Origin of the sequence: Streptomyces sp. Edi2, from assembly GCF_040253635.1 — a bacterium.
Taxonomy (GTDB): domain Bacteria; phylum Actinomycetota; class Actinomycetes; order Streptomycetales; family Streptomycetaceae; genus Streptomyces.
This window is the reverse complement of sequence record NZ_JBEJGX010000003.1, coordinates 892,856-908,072: the sequence shown is the minus strand read 5'-3', so window position 1 is coordinate 908,072 and position 15,217 is coordinate 892,856. Positions and strand designations below refer to the sequence as shown.

At 71.9% G+C, this 15,217-nt stretch carries 11 protein-coding genes; 6 read left to right on the top strand and 5 right to left on the bottom strand.

Annotated elements, in window-relative coordinates:
- The first annotated feature begins 162 nt into the window (after window positions 1–162).
- Window positions 163–1,614, top strand: a complete 1,452-nt coding sequence (locus tag ABR737_RS07360) for an amino acid permease (RefSeq protein ID WP_350256704.1) — start codon at window positions 163–165, stop codon at window positions 1,612–1,614.
- Window positions 1,615–1,737: 123 nt separating this feature from the next.
- Here the strand turns inward: ABR737_RS07360 and ABR737_RS07355 are convergent, their stop codons facing one another.
- The 3 genes from ABR737_RS07355 to ABR737_RS07345 form a co-directional block, all read right to left on the bottom strand.
- Window positions 1,738–2,244, bottom strand: coding sequence for a DinB family protein (locus ABR737_RS07355; RefSeq protein WP_350249383.1), 507 nt, complete (start codon window positions 2,242–2,244; stop codon window positions 1,738–1,740).
- 544 nt (window positions 2,245–2,788) lie between these two features.
- Window positions 2,789–2,980: a hypothetical protein gene (locus ABR737_RS07350; RefSeq protein ID WP_350249382.1), complete on the bottom strand. Its 192-nt coding sequence runs from the start codon at window positions 2,978–2,980 to the stop codon at window positions 2,789–2,791.
- Window positions 2,981–3,093: 113 nt separating this feature from the next.
- Window positions 3,094–5,538 (bottom strand): SpoIIE family protein phosphatase, encoded by a 2,445-nt coding sequence (locus tag ABR737_RS07345; protein WP_350249381.1) that lies wholly within the window; start codon window positions 5,536–5,538, stop codon window positions 3,094–3,096.
- A gap of 151 nt (window positions 5,539–5,689) precedes the next feature.
- On the opposite strand from ABR737_RS07345, the gene ABR737_RS07340 reads away from it, so the two are divergent.
- Window positions 5,690–6,472: a VOC family protein gene (locus ABR737_RS07340; protein ID WP_502964291.1), complete on the top strand. Its 783-nt coding sequence runs from the start codon at window positions 5,690–5,692 to the stop codon at window positions 6,470–6,472.
- Between the two features lie 182 nt (window positions 6,473–6,654).
- Here the strand turns inward: ABR737_RS07340 and ABR737_RS07335 are convergent, their stop codons facing one another.
- Window positions 6,655–8,289, bottom strand: coding sequence for a S1 family peptidase (locus ABR737_RS07335; RefSeq protein ID WP_350249379.1), 1,635 nt, complete (start codon window positions 8,287–8,289; stop codon window positions 6,655–6,657).
- 491 nt (window positions 8,290–8,780) lie between these two features.
- On the opposite strand from ABR737_RS07335, the gene tdh reads away from it, so the two are divergent.
- From tdh to ABR737_RS07315, 4 genes are all read left to right on the top strand, one after another.
- A complete protein-coding gene (gene tdh, locus ABR737_RS07330; protein ID WP_350249378.1) occupies window positions 8,781–9,809 on the top strand; it encodes an L-threonine 3-dehydrogenase in 1,029 nt (342 codons plus the stop codon).
- Between the two features lie 78 nt (window positions 9,810–9,887).
- Window positions 9,888–11,087 (top strand): glycine C-acetyltransferase, encoded by a 1,200-nt coding sequence (locus ABR737_RS07325; protein ID WP_350249377.1) that lies wholly within the window; start codon window positions 9,888–9,890, stop codon window positions 11,085–11,087.
- Window positions 11,088–11,122: 35 nt separating this feature from the next.
- Entirely contained in the window at window positions 11,123–12,031 is a 909-nt protein-coding gene (locus tag ABR737_RS07320) for a LysR family transcriptional regulator (RefSeq protein WP_350249376.1), read from the top strand.
- Window positions 12,032–12,322: 291 nt separating this feature from the next.
- On the top strand, window positions 12,323–13,696 hold the full coding sequence (locus tag ABR737_RS07315) for a chloride channel protein (protein WP_350249375.1): 1,374 nt from the start codon (window positions 12,323–12,325) through the stop codon (window positions 13,694–13,696).
- Window positions 13,697–13,759: 63 nt separating this feature from the next.
- On the opposite strand, the gene ABR737_RS07310 is transcribed toward ABR737_RS07315, so the two are convergent.
- Complete coding sequence (locus tag ABR737_RS07310; protein ID WP_350249374.1) at window positions 13,760–14,791, bottom strand: PHP domain-containing protein; 1,032 nt, start codon at window positions 14,789–14,791, stop codon at window positions 13,760–13,762.
- Between the last annotated feature and the right edge of the window lie 426 nt (window positions 14,792–15,217).

Sequence of the window (15,217 nt, the reverse complement as noted above, 5' to 3'; positions counted from 1 at the left end):
CCCCTTCCGCTCCAACTGTTCGATCAGTTCGACCCGTTCCATTCTTCTCCGATTCCCCCCCGAAAGGTTGCGGTTGTGTCCGAGCGTACGTCCCCAGCTCGCTCGAAAACCCCCCACCCGGCAGACCCTGCCACCCTCGACGATGACGCCACGCTCCATGCCATGGGCTACCCGCGGAAACTCACTCGCCGATTCCGCGCATTCGACAATTTCGCCATTTCCTTCACCATCATCAACATCATCTCCGGGATCTTCTCCTCCTTCGGCTTCGGCATGAACGCCGGCGGCCCGCGGGTGCTGATCTTCGGCTGGGTCGCCGTCTCGGTCATGGTGCTGTTCGTCGGCGCCGCGATGGGGGAGATCGCCTCCGCCTACCCGACCAGCGGCGCGCTCTACTTCTCGGCCGGCAAGCTGGCCAAGCGGCACCAGGGCGCCTGGTCCTGGTACACGGGCTGGCTGAACTTCGTGGGCCAGGTCGGCGGCACCGCCGCCACCAACTTCGCCGCCGCCACCTTCATCCAGGCGTTCGTCTCCATGCAGTGGCCGTCCTATGAGCCGACACCCCAGCAGACCGTCGGTATCACCGCGGCCATCCTTCTCGTCCAGGCACTGGCCAACACCTATACGGTGCGGCTGGTTGCCGTGGTGAACCGTATTTCCGTGTGGTGGCTGCTGATCGGCATGGTGGTGATCGTCGGTGCGCTGGCGCTGATCCCCGACCATCACCAACCGCCGTCGTTCGCACTGCACTTCGTCAACAACACCGGCTTCACCCATGCGTTGTACGGCGGAATGCTGGGTCTGCTCGTCACCAGTTGGACCTTCACCGGGTTCGACGGCAGTTTCCACATGTCTGAAGAAACGGTGAAGGCCACCGTCAATGCCCCCCGGGGCATCATGCGATCGATCAGTTGCTCCGCGATCACCGGACTGATCCTCATGCTCGCCCTGGTGTACGCGATCCGTGACTACGGGCATGCCGCGAGTGCCGAGGCGCCGCCGGTACAGATTCTCGTGGACGCACTCGGCCAAAGCGCCGCCCAGTTCCTGCTGCTGATCGTTATCGGCGCCATGCTCTTCTGCGGTCTCGCCAACATGACCAGCAATACCCGGCAGATCTTTGCCTTCTCCCGGGACGGGGCGATGCCCGGCTCCCGTTGGTGGCATTCGGTGTCCGCGCGCACCCGTACGCCCGTCAAGGCCGTCTGGCTCGCCGCGGCCTGTCCGCTGGTGCTGGTGCTGCCCGGCTGGTGGTCGCACACCGCCTTCACCGCCGTGGTGAGCGTCAACGTCGTCGGCCTGTTCCTCGCCTATGCCGTCCCCATCTTCCTGCGGCTGCGGCTCGACGACTTCCAGGCCGGACCGTGGAACCTCGGCCGCTACGGCAAGCCCGTCGCGGCGGTCGCGGTGGCCTGGATCCTGATCAGCAATGTGCTGTTCATGCTGCCCCAGGCGTCCCCGATCACCCCCGCCTCGTTCAACTACGCGCCCCTCGCGCTGGCAGTGGTACTGGTCATCGCCACCGTCTGGTGGTTCGCCACCGCCCGACGGCGCTTCCAGGGGCCCGTCAGCTACGGCCGTCCCGACGAGGTTGCCGCGATGGACCTGATCTAGGGACGGCGACCAGAGCCCTGAACCATGGCCTGCCCGTCGCGGCCCGGCCGGCCGTCCGTGCTCTCGCCGGGCCGGCCGGCCCGCCCGGGCGCCGCTGCCGGGCACCGGTGGCGGCGGGCTCCCTCACGGGCCGACCGTGCCGTCGATGGCCTCGCGGAGGAAGTCCGCATGGCCGTTGTGGCGGGCGTATTCATGGATCAGGTGCAGCATCACCAGGCGCAGGGAGACGTGTTCACCCCAACGGGGCTGGTAGCCCGTGACATCGAGCGATGCCGCCTCCCGCTCGATGCGGCGGGCGTGTGCCACCTCGGTCTGCCAGGCGTCGAAGGCCTCCTCGCGGGTGGCCGTGGCCGCGTCGTACGCCACCTGGAAGTCGCCCTCGGCCGACCAGACGAGCGGAATGTCCTCGCCGGCGATCACCCGGCGGAACCAGGTGCGCTCCACTTCTGCCATGTGCCGCACCAGGCCGAGCAGGGAGAGCGTGGACGGCGGGCTCGACCGGCGCCTGAGGTCCTCGTCGGAGAGGCCGTCGGTCTTCATGGCGAGCGTGGCGCGGTGGAAGTCGAGGAAGGACCGCAGGGTCTCCCGCTCGTTGGCGCGTACGGGCGGCGAGACACGTTCGGTGGTCACGGTGGATTCCTTTCCGCGGCGAGCCGCGAGGACTCGGCGGGTGAGCGGGCCGGCAGGGGCGGAGCGGTGTCACAGCGATGCGGCCGGCTGCCGGGCCCAAGGGCCGGAACGAGCCGGGCGCAAGGGCCGCAAGGCGTCTGTGCGCGATACGTCCCGGGAGCGGAGAGGCGCGGAGAGGAAGCCTCCTGAGCACTCCAACGGAGCATGCCGACGAAGCGAGGCGAGGCGGCCGCGGTCGAAAGGATTCCCGAGCACCGGGGGCCGCCGCAAGCGATTTACCGGAACGTGCGGAGTGGTGGCAGAAGGCGGCGGGCGGGCCATGGCACCGCTCGTATCGACGCGCAACCTCCCACGGCGGTGGGCTCGTTACGGCGACAGCGGCAGGCGGTGGTGGCTCATGCGCATGACGGACGGGCCGCCGTCCCCGGCCGTGCGACGGTGCACACGGTGCCGCGGGACAGGCCCGCCTCCCTGCCCGGCCCGCTCGGTCAGCCGTCAGCCAAGAGCCGCCAGCCAAGAGCCGCCGGCCGTCAGCCCTCAGCCGTCACGGCAGATACCGCTCGATGGCGCCGGGTCCCTCCTCGGCCATCAGGCGCCTGGCCCATTCCAGGCTCGACGGGGTGGGTTCGCGCCCGGACGCCTTCACCAGGTCCTCCGGGTCGTAGGGCCGCTCGCTACCGGTGTACAGCTCGAACGGCTGACGCTCGGCCGACTTGTCGCTGCCATTGGTCGTCACAGGTCCTCCTCTGTCCGCGCCCGCCGAGTCGCCGGGACCTCGCTTGATTCCATGATGGGACCGCCTCGGAACAGCCGCACGCCATGGGGCGGGCCGATTCGTGCCGGACCTCCTCAGTCCGGCCGGCCGGCCGGGCGCGGGGCCCCGGGGTAGTGCGGCGGAAACGCCTGTTCCGTCCAGATCGTCTTGCCGTACGGCGTGTAGCGCGTGCCCCAGCGCTGCACCAGCTGCGCGACGATGAAAAGCCCCCGCCCGCCCTCGTCGTCGCTGGCGCTGTGCCGCAGGTGGGGTGAGGTGTGGCCGGTGTCCGACACCTCGGTCAGCAGGGTCCGGTCGCGCAGCAGCCGCAGGTGCAGGGGCCCCGACGCATGCCGTACGGCGTTGGTGACCAGCTCGCTGACCACAAGTTCCGTCGTGTAGGACAGTTCCTCCAGGCCCCACTCCCGCAGCTGTCCGGTGGCCCGCTCACGGGCCTTGCCCACCGCGGCCGGCTCGGCGGGCAGCTCCCAGGCCGCCACCTGCCGGGCGTCCAGCTCACGGGTGCGCACCAGCAGCAGGGCCGAGTCATCGACGGCAGGACCGTCCGGCAGCAGCTCCGCCAGCGTGTGGATACACAGCTCGTCCAGCGGCCTGCGGTGATCGCTCAGCACCCGGCCCAGGATGGCCAGCCCCTCGTCGATGTCCCGGTCACGGCCCTCGACCAGCCCGTTGGTGAACAGCGCGAGCAGACTGCCGACCGGCAGCTCGATGTCCAGGGATTCGAACGGCAGGCCCCCGAGGCCCAGTGGCGGGCCGGCCGGCAGATCCGGGAAGTACAGGCCGCCCTCCGCATCGACGACGGCCGGCGGCAGATGCCCGGCCCGCGCCATGGTGCACCGCCGTGACACCGGGTCGTAGACGGCGTAGAGGCAGGTCACTCCGGTGGCCACATCGTCCGGGCCGGCGTCCGTGCCGGCTATTGCGGGCTGCTCCTCCGCGGTCTGTCCCACCAGGTCGTCCAGCCGGCTCAGCAACTCGTCGGGGGAGAGGTCCAGCCGGGCGAGGGCCCGTACGGTCGTCCGCAGCCGTCCCATGGTCGCCGCCGCCTGGAGGCCGTGGCCGACCACGTCCCCGACGACCAGGCCGACCCGGGTGCCCGACAGACCGATGACATCGAACCAGTCGCCGCCGACACCGGCCCGCTCGTCGCTCGGCAGGTAGCGGTAGGCCAGATCGACGGCGGACTGGGCCGGCAGATGCTGCGGCAGCAGATTGCGCTGCAGGGTCAGCGCGGCGGTGTGCTCGCGGGTGAACCGGCGGGCGTTGTCCAGGCAGACCGCCGTCCGGATGACCAGCTCGTCGGCGAGCTCGGTCTCCTCCTTGTCGAAGACCGCCGGGGCGGCGCGGAGGAAGGTGACCAGCCCCATCAGGGCGCCGCCGGTCCGCAGGGGCACGACCATGGTGCCCTCCTCGCGCACCGTGCCGCCGGAGGACAGGCTGCGGTACTGGAGCGAGCCGGGCGGGTACTCGACGCGGTGCGGGCCCTGCACCGGACCGTCCGGGGTGTGGTCGGCGCTGCGGGTGGCCACCCGCACCAGGGCCGGCAGGGTGCCGTCGACGGTTTCCGGCTCCCCGCCGTGCAGCACGGACCGCATCAGGTCGACGATCACCATGGAGGCGAAAGCCGGCACCGCCACCTTGGTGATCTCCCGCGCGGTGACGGTCATGTCGAGCGTGGTGCCGATCCGGGCGCCGGCCTCCACCAGCAGGTTCAGCCGGCGCTGCGCTTGGTAGCGGCCGCTGATGTCGAAGGCGTCCTCGCACACCCCGAGCACCCGGCCCTGGGCGTCCTGCAGCCGGTAGTAGGAGCAGGACCAGACGTGATCGGAACCCGGGTCGGAGGGCTGCTGGCCGACGAAGTGCAGATCGAGGACCGGTTCGTCGGTGGCGAGGACCTGACGCATCACCGCTTCGAGGGTGCGCGGGTACCCCTCGGTCACGAACTGGCCGTCCGGGTACAGCTCATCGGCCCGGGCACCCAGAAACTCCTCGACCGGCAGTCCGATCTCCCGGGTGTACGCGCCGTTCGCCCAGATCAGCCGCAGTTCGGTGTCGTAGATGCCCAGGCCCACCGGGGACTGGGTGGCCAGACCGTGCAGCATGGCCTGGCGGGACTCCCACATCCGGTGCTCGTCCAGCTCGGCCGCCACCAGGACACGGGCCGGCCGCGCACCGGCGGTCTCGGGCAGCTCGGACACCTCGGCGACCTCGCGTACGTCGGCGAGCGGGCAGCTCGTGACGGCCATCCGCAGCATCCGGCCGTCACGGTGCCGCAGCGTGTGCGCCTGGCTGCCGCTCGGTGAGGACTCGGACGCGGGGGAGGCCGGTGCCGAACCGGCCGGCAGCAGGGTCTCCACGGGGCGCCCGATGATCTCCTCCGGTGCGTACCCGAGGAGCCGCTGGGCCGCCGGGCTCCACCCGATGATGCGGTCCTGGGCGTCCAGAACCGCTGTGGCCGCCCTGGTGACGTCGAGGGGACCACGGAAATCGGCGCTCTCCGCCGCGTTCCATGCGTTCATGGCATCAACCCAGCCCGGTTCAGTAACTACAGCATCGAGCCTGATCAAGGGCGGCACAACTGCGCTGCCGCCGGGGGACGCGCCCTTGGTGCGGCCCTGCCCCGTCGCTGGCAGAGTGGGAAGGGGCGCTGAGCAACAGGAGGCAGATGTCATGTCGGCCCATGGCCCGGCCACTCCGGTATGTGGCGCTCCGTGCTGGGTCAGTCTGATGGCGCGCGATCTGGAATCCGCCCAGGATTTCTACTCCGCCGTCCTGGGCTGGCGGTTCCGCCCGGCCAGCCTCGGCGAGGAGTTCTCCGTCGCGGTTTCCCACGGACAGCCGGTCGCCGGCATCGGTGCCCTCGCCCAGAGCTTTCAGGTCGCTGTGGCCTGGACCTCCTACTTCGCGGTGGAGAACGCCGACGAGGCCGCGGACCGGATCCGCGAGCGCGGGGGGACCGTCGCCGTCGGTCCGCTCAAGCTCGGCCCCGGCCGCGCCGCCCTCGCCGCCGACCCCGACGGCGCCACCTTCGGCTTCTGGGAGGGCCAGACCCTGGCGTGGTCGGTCGGACGGGGCGCCGCACCCGCCTTGCTCGAACTGCGCACCCGGGACGGTTTCGCGGCCGCCATCTTCTATGCGGAGGTCTTCGGCTGGGCCTCCGGCGAGCCGGGCGGCTGCGATGTGACCTACGAACACGACCAGGTCCTCGTACGGGACGGCCGGCACACCGTCGCCACCCTGCGGGGCGGTGCTGTGGAGTCCGCCCCGGACCCGCGGGTGCGCCCCCGCTGGCACGTCCATTTCCCGGTCCGCGAGATCGAGAAGGTGACGGCCGCCGCGGTGGCCGCCGGCGGAACCGTCACCCCGGTGACGCCGACCGAGGACGGCAAGGGCCAACAGGCCGTCATCCGTGACCCCGACGGCGGCCTCTTCACCGTCGTCTCCTACTACTGAGGCCTGTTCCGGTACTACTGAGGCTTGTTCCGGCTCGAGGCTTGTTCCGGTACGAGGTCTGTTCCGGTCCGGGGCTTCCGTACGCAACGGCCCCGCCCTCCTGCGCAGTTGCAGGGGAGGACGGGGCCGAGGGCACAGAGGGATCCCGGGGATCAGGGGATCAAGGGGGCAAAGGGCGGGGGTCAGTTCAGCCCGTCACCGCTGCCGCCGGCTCCCGGGTCCTGGGCACCCGTACCGGGGTCCTGGGCACCGGCACCGGCGTCTCCCGCGCCCGCGCTTCCGGCGTCCCCGGCTCCGGCGCTTCCGGCACCGGCGTCGCCCGCTCCGGCGCCGCCAGCTGCCGCGTCACTGCCGCCTGCTGCGGCGCCGCCACCCGCTGCGTCACCGCCGCCCGCGGCCGCGTCGCCGCCACCCGCTGCGGCTCCACCGCCGCCTGCTGCCGCGTCACCGCCGCCTGCTGCGGCTCCACCGCCGCCCGCACCGCCGCCCCCGGCGCCGATCTCCGCGCCCGTGGCCTTGAGCGCGTCGGTGACCGGCTGGAAGAAGGTCTCACCGCCCGCGGTGCAGTCGCCGCTGCCGCCGGAGGTCAGGCCGACCGCCGAGTCGCCGGAGAACATCGAGCCGCCGCTGTCGCCGGGCTCCGCGCAGACATCCGTCTGTATGAGGCCGTTGACGATGTCGCCGTTGCCGTAGTTCACCGTGGCATCGAGGCCGGTGACGGTGCCGTCGTGCAGGCCGGTGGTGCTGCCAGAGCGCTGCACCTTCATCCCGACGGCGGCCTCCGCGGCCTTGGTGATCTTCTGGGTGGTGCCGTCCCCCTTGTCGACCGAGCTCTCCGGCTGGGCGCCCTTGTCGTCGTAGGTGACCAGCGCGAAGTCCGTCTTGGGGAACTTGGAGTCGGCCACCGTGCCCAGCGGCTGGCTGCCGCCCTGGTCGGCCGTCCAGGTCTTGGAGTCGTTGCCGCAGTGACCGGCCGTCAGGAACGCCGGTGCGCCCTTGACCGTGACATTGAAACCCAGCGAGCAGCGTGCGTTGCCGCCGAAGATCGCGCTGCCACCGACCGGCCCCGCGGCCTGCCCGCCACCGGCTCCACCGGCTCCACCGGCTCCACCGGCATCGCCGGCACCGCCCGCGGCCTGCCCGCCGTCGCCGCCGCCTGCCGCGCCGGCACCGCCGCCGGCGGCTCCCGCATCGCCGCCGCCCGCCGCGCCGGCGTCACCGCCGCCTGCCGCGCCGGCATCGCCGGCACCGCCCGCCGCCTGTCCGCCGCCGCCGGCCGCGCCGCCCGCCGCACTCCCCGCGTCCCCGCCGTCGTACCGCTTGAACTCGCCCTGAGACCGCTTGACGGTGACCATGCCTGCGCCCATGCCACTCGTGGCCTTGTTGAGCGTGGCCATCTTTGCGCCGGTAACGGTTCTGTCGGCGAGCACCACGATCTTGTTGGTCTTCGGGTCGATCGACCACGCCGTACCGGGCACCGAGGCGGAGTTGCGCAGGGTCGCCGCACCGGCCTTCAGCGCGGTCATGCTGTTGTGCACGACCTTGGCGACGGCGCCCTTGGCCGTGACGCTCTTGGCGTCGTCCTCCGACAGCACGTTCATGACCAGGTGGCCGTTCGCGCTGTCCAGGTACCAGCCGGCGCCCTTGTCCCCCAGGTCCGCCTTCAGGGACGCCGCCAGCTGCGTGGCCGAGTGGGCGCTGAGCGTCTTCGGGGCCGCCGGCTGGTCCGTGCTCGCGTTGGCGTTGGGGAGCAGGATCGCTGCGGCCGCGATGGCGGCCGCCGCGGCGCCGACGACGACGCCGGTCCGCTTGTTCACATGTCGGTGGCTCAATTCACTGACCTCCAGGGACGCACAGGAACGGGGCACACGGGCGACTGCGGTGCGTCGCGTCAGCACCCGTGTGTTGCTGCCACTCAGTCCTACGTAGCCCCGTCCATCCGGGTCTCACGGCCACTCAAGCTGTGATGAATTCCGACGCTTGCGGTGGCGAACGTTTACACTCCCGCACCGACCGCGCGGCCCCTTGCACCCTCCCGGGCGGCCTGCCCAGCCACCTCACCCGGACCACCGGCACCGTCCCCGAGCTGCGGGTTCGTCGGCGCGGCCGGCCTGGCGCAGGCGCGTGACCGCCCTCACGTCCGGGGCCGTGCACCCCGGTGCCCATGGGGCGTAAAGGGCAACTGTGACCGTGTTTAAGAAATCCTCGATGGACCGGGCGGCCGTCGTAGGGAAGATTCCCTGAGGAAGATCGGGTTGCCGAGGACGGGCACCCGGCAGGGTCACACTCACGTACGGGAGCCGTTGCGGTGAAGGCACTGGTCAAGCAGAAAGCAGAGCCGGGTCTCTGGCTCATGGACGTGCCGGAGCCGGCCGTCGGCCCGGGCGATGTCCTGATCAAGGTGCTGCGCACCGGCATCTGCGGCACCGATCTGCACATCCGCGCATGGGACGGCTGGGCCCAGCAGTCCATCGGCACCCCGCTGACGATCGGTCATGAATTCGTCGGTGAGGTGGTGGCGACCGGCCGTGATGTGGCCGAGGTCAAGACCGGCGACCTGGTGAGCGGCGAGGGCCATCTCGTCTGCGGCAAGTGCCGCAACTGTCTGGCCGGCCGGCGCCATCTGTGCCGCGCCACCGTCGGCCTCGGCGTCGGCCGGGACGGCGCGTTCGCCGAGTACGTGGCGCTGCCCGCCACCAATGTGTGGGTGCACCGCGTCCCCGTCGACCTCGATATCGCCGCCGTCTTCGACCCCTTCGGCAATGCCGTGCACACCGCGCTGTCGTTCCCGCTGGTCGGCGAGGACGTACTGATCACCGGCGCCGGGCCGATCGGCATCATGGCCGCGGCCGTCGCCCGGCACGCCGGGGCCCGCAATGTCGTGATCACGGACGTCAGCGAGGCGCGCCTCGCCCTGGCCCGCAAGGTCGGCGTCAGCCTCGCCCTCAACGTCGCCGAGGCGACCATCGCCGACGGCCAGCGCGAACTGGGCCTGCGCGAGGGCTTCGACATCGGACTGGAGATGTCCGGCCGGCCCGAGGCGATGCAGGACATGATCGCCAACATGACGCACGGCGGCCGGATCGCCGTCCTCGGCCTGCCCGCCGAACAGTTCCCCGTGGACTGGTCCCGGATCGTCACCTCCATGATCACGATCAAGGGCATCTACGGCCGGGAGATGTTCGAGACCTGGTACGCGATGTCCGTCCTGCTCGAAGGCGGTCTCGACCTCGCGCCGGTGATCACCGGCCGCTATGCGTACCAGGACTTCGGCGCCGCCTTCGACGACGCCGCCAGCGGCCAAAGCGGCAAGATCATCCTCGACTGGACCGCCTGAATCCCCGCTCCGGCTTTCCTCCGGCGCACCCCCTTCGGCCCACGCGCCCGCTTCCCCCGACTCTTGGAGACATCCCCGATGTTCGACTCCGTACGCGATGAACTGCGCGGCACCCTCGATGAGATCCGCGCCGCCGGCCTGCACAAGCCCGAGCGGGTCATCGGCACCCCGCAGTCCGCCACCGTGGCGGTGACCGCGGGAGGAAACCCCGGTGAAGTGCTCAACTTCTGTGCCAACAACTACCTCGGCCTCGCCGACCACCCCGAGGTCGTCGCGGCCGCCCATGAAGCGCTCGACCGCTGGGGCTACGGCCTCGCCTCGGTCCGCTTCATCTGCGGCACCCAGGAGGTCCACAAGGAGCTGGAACAGCGGATCTCCGGCTTCCTCGGCCAGGAGGACACGATCCTCTACTCCTCCTGCTTCGACGCCAACGGCGGTGTCTTCGAGACCCTGCTCGGCCCGGACGACGCGGTCATCTCCGACGCCCTCAACCACGCCTCCATCATCGACGGCATCCGCCTGTGCAAGGCCCGCCGCTTCCGCTACGCCAACCGCGACATGGCCGATCTGGAACGCCAGCTCAAGGAGGCGACCGCGGGCGGCAGCGGCCGTACGCTGGTCGTCACCGACGGCGTGTTCTCCATGGACGGCTATGTGGCGCCGCTGGACGAGATCTGCGACCTGGCCGACCGCTACGGCGCCATGGTGATGGTCGACGACTCGCACGCGGTCGGCTTCGTCGGCCCCGGCGGCCGCGGTACCCCCGAGCTCCACGGCGTCATGGACCGCGTCGACATCATCACCGGCACCCTCGGCAAGGCCCTCGGCGGCGCCTCCGGCGGCTATGTCGCGGCCCGCGCCGAGATCGTCGCGCTGCTGCGCCAGCGCTCGCGCCCGTACCTCTTCTCCAACTCGCTCGCCCCGGTGATCGCCGCCGCCTCGCTGAAGGTGCTCGACCTGCTGGAGTCGGCCGGTGACCTGCGCGAGCAGCTGCACGCCAACACCGCCCTGTTCCGGTCGCGGATGACCGAGGAGGGCTTCGACGTCCTGCCGGGCGACCACGCCATCGCCCCCGTCATGATCGGCGACGCGGCCGAGGCGGCCCGGATGGCGGAGCTGCTGCTGGAGCGCGGCGTCTACGTCATCGGCTTCTCCTACCCGGTGGTCCCGCAGGGCCAGGCGCGGATCCGCGTACAGCTGTCCGCCGCCCACTCCACCGCGGACGTCCACCGCGCGGTCGACGCCTTCGTCGACGCGCGGTCCGCGCTGGGCGCCTGACGCCCCTCGCCTGCGGGGCCTGCGAAACTGGGAGCATGATCGAAGCACGACGGCTGCACATCCTCCGCGCGGTGGCCGACCACCGTACGGTCACCGCCGCGGCCGCCGCGCTCTATCTCACGCCCTCGGCGGTCTCCCAGCAGCTCGCCGCCCTGGAACAGGAGACCGGCCACCGCCTGGTGGAGCGCAGCGCCCGCGGCGTCCGGCTGACCGCTGCGGGCGACATCCTGCTGGCCCACGCCAATGCCGTCCTCGCCCAGTTGGAGCGCGCCGAGTCCGAGCTCGCCGCCTACGGCTCGGGCGAGGCCGGCACGGTCACCGTCGCGGCCTTCGCCACCGGTATCGGCCTGGTCGTCGCGCCCGCGCTCACCGCGCTCACCCGCACCGCACCCGGCATCCGGGTCCGCGTCCAGGACGCCGAGGGCGACGCCAGCCTGCTCATGGTCCTGGACCGGCAGGTGGATGTCGCGGTCGCCGTCGAATACCGGGGCGCGCCCCGCGCCGACGACCCGCGGCTGACCCGGGTCCCGCTCTACGCCGAGCCGTTCGACGTCGTGCTGCCGCCCGGTCACCGCCTGGCCGGCCTGGCGCAGGTGGCGTTGGCCGATCTCGCCGACGACCCCTGGATCGGCCCCTACCCCGGCAACCCCTGCCATGACGTGGTCGTCCTGGCCTGCGAATACGCCGGTTTCGAGCCCCGGCTGGAGCACTCCTCCGACGACTTCCGGGCCGTCGTCGCCCTCGCCTCGGCGGCCGCGGGGGTGGCCCTCGTCCCCCGCTCGGCCCTGCGCGACATGGACCTCACGGGGGTGGTGGTCCGCCCCGTCGACGATGTCGCCCCCACCCGCCGGGTCTTCGCCGCCGTACGCCGCGGCGCCGAGGAACACCCCTTGCTCCGCCCGGTGCTGGCCGCCCTCAGGGAGACGGCGGCGCCACAGGGGTGAGGGCCGTGGCCGTCATGCCGCACCCGGCGCCTGGTCCATGGCGATGCCCCGGGCCGTGGCGGCGGCAGCGGCGCACGCCCCGCCATCGCCTCCCGGAACGCCCCGGCCCCTTCGCTCATCGGACTGCTCAGTCGGCCGTCCACCGGGCTCGTGCGGCGTACTCCGTACCCCGCACGGCCCGCGTACGGGCCCGGTTCACCCGAATGGCCATGCCCCCGAGCACGCGCCCCGGCAGCCCGGCGGGGTCGGTCATGGCAGGCTCGGCACGGCGTCGGCGAGGGAGGCGAGGCGATGTCGGTCGGCTCCACCGGACCGGTGGGCGGGGCGCCCGCCACCGTGCCCCAGGATCCGTACGCGCTGGTGCGCACCCGCGGCTATCTGAAGCTCCTCCTGGTGGCGGCAGCGGTCGGCTTCCCGGTCTGTGCCGTCTCGTTCGGCTTCCTCGCGCTGGTCCACGAGCTGGAACCGCTGCTCTACACAGATCTGCCGCGGGCGCTCGGCTTCACCGGGACGCCCCTGTGGTGGCCGGTCCCGATGCTCGTGGTCGCCGGCCTCCTGGTCGGCCTGACCATCCGTCGGCTGCCGGGCAACGGCGGCCATGAGCCGGCCGACGGGCTGGCGCTCAGCGGTGCGCCCCCGCTCTCCGCGCTCCCCGGCATCGTGCTCGCGGCGCTGGCCTCGCTCAGCTTCGGTGCGGTGGTCGGACCCGAGGCGCCGCTGATCGCCCTCGGCGGCGGACTGGCCGCGGGCGCCGCACGGCTGCTGGGCCGGGGCGTGAGCGCCCGGAGCGTGGCGGCGGTGGGCGCCGCCGGCAGTTTCGCGGCGGTCAGCGCACTGCTGGGCTCCCCGCTTCTGGGGGCGTTCCTCCTGATGGAGGTGTCGGGGCTGGGCGGCCCGATGCTCGGGATGATGCTGGTGCCCGGTCTGCTCGCGGCGGGGATCGGTGCGCTGGTCTTCACCGGCCTGGGGGACTGGACGGGACTCGGTACGTACTCCCTCGCGCTGCACGACGTCCCCAAGGCCGCCGGGCCGACGATTCCGGAGTTCGGCTGGGCCCTGGTCATCGGCGTGGCCGCCGCGTTCGTCGCGGCCGGCGTACGGCGGCTCTCGCTGTTCCTCAAGGGGCGCGTGGTCCGCCACCGGGTGGTGGCCACGATGGTGATGGGCCTGGTGGTGGGCGCGCTGGCGGTGGCGTTCGCCGGGATCACCGGCAAGCCCGCCACCGAAATGCTCTATTCGGGCCAGTCGGCGCTGGGGTCGCTGTTCCGGGACAGCGCCGGTTACTCGGTGGCGGCGCTGCTGCTGCTCATCGTGTGCAAGGGCCTGGCGTACTGCGTCTCGCTGAGCGCCTTCCGCGGCGGGCCCATCTTTCCCGCGCTGTTCCTCGGCGCGGCGGGCGGCGTCGTGCTGTCCCACCTGCCCGGCCTGTCGCTCACCCCGGCGTTTGCGATGGGCGTCGGCGCCATGAGCGTGGCGATGCTCCGGCTGCCGATGACCTCGGTGCTGCTGGCCACCCTGCTGCTGGGGAAGAGCGGGCTGACGGTGATGCCGCTGGTGATCGTCGCGGTGGTCGTGGCGTATGTCGTGGCGCTGCGGCTCACTCCGGCCACGACCGCGCCCGCGCCCGCCTCGCCGCCCCCCGCGCCTGCCTCGCATGCCGCCTGACGGCCCGCACACCGCTTGACGGCCTGCACCGCTCGACGGCACGTACACCGCTCGACGGCCCGCTCAGCGTCGCGGCGTCCGGCCCGTCGTGGTCCAGGTGGCCAACTGCCGCTGCGTCCAGGTGTTGATGACCCGCTCGGCGGGCACTCCGCACTCCTCGGCGCGGGCACAGCCGTAGATCTGCCAGTCCAGCTGGCCCGGCGCATGGGCGTCGCTGTCGATGGCGAAGAGCGTCCCCGCCGCGAGCGCCTGGCGGAGCAGCCGGCGCGGCGGGTCGAAGCGGTCGGGACGGCAGTTGATCTCGACGGCCGTACGGTGCTCGGCGCAGGCCGCGAACACCTCGGCGGCGTCGAACTGCGACTCCGGGCGCAGCTTGCCGGTGATCTGCCGTCCGGTGCAGTGCCCCAGCACGTCGACCAGCGGGTTGCGGACCGCGGCCAGCAGCCGTCGGGTCATCGGTGCCTTGTCCATCCGCAGCTTGGAGTGCACCGAGGCGACCACCACGTCCAACTGCTCCAGCAGCTCCGGCTCCTGGTCGAGGGTGCCGTCGTCGAGGATGTCGCACTCGATCCCGGTCAGCAGCCGGAACGGCGCCAGCCGCCGGTTGACCTCCGCCACCAGCGACAGCTGCCGGCGCAGCCGCTCGGCGGTCAGCCCGCGGGCCACGGTGAGCCTGGGGGAGTGGTCGGTCAGCACACACCAGGCGTGCCCGAGGTCGCGGGCGGTCCGGGCCATGGCCTCGACCGGGCTGCCGCCGTCCGACCAGTCCGAGTGCAGATGGCAGTCACCGCGCAGCGCCCGCCGGAGCCGCTGCCCCTGCTCCCCCTCGACCAGCGGCCCGCCCGCCGCCTCCTCCAGGTGCGACAGATAGGCCGGCCGCACCCCCGCGAGCGCTTCCTCGACCACCCGGGTGGTGGTGGGGCCCAGCCCCTTGACCCGCCCCAGCGAACCGTCCAGGGCGCGCCGCTGCACCTCGTCGGGGGAGAGCGCGCCGACCACCGTCGCGGCCGTACGGAACGCCTGGACGCGGTAGCTCACCGCGCCCTGCCGCTCCAGCAGGAACGCGATCCGCTCCAGCGCCTCGACGGGGTCCACGGACGGCTCCTTCCCGGGGCGCCGGCCCCGCGGTGTCCTTTCACGGTGCCGTACGCGGTGGGCGGCTGCCACCGGGCTGTCGGCGGCGCCCTCCAAAATCGCCCATTACCGACGGTTCCGAAGGCGTGGCGTTATGCGGTTATGTCCGTTCTCCGGCCCACTCGATCCGTTTCCAGGGAATGGGGCACGTATAGTTCCGATGATTCCGTTCCGGGCGTGCAACTCGCCCGATGCCGCCCATGAACTCCGGGCGAATCGGGCACATTTCATGCCTCTGCAACATTCCGAGCGGCCCGCCCGGGGCGGGCTGTGGAGTTTCGTGACCGTGCTGTGCTCAGGTGCCGTAAAAATTGGCGGTCTTCAAGGGATCTGCACAACGAAAGCGCAGTCGGCACACCGTCTCCCGTGGCTCATCCCCACGCTGAC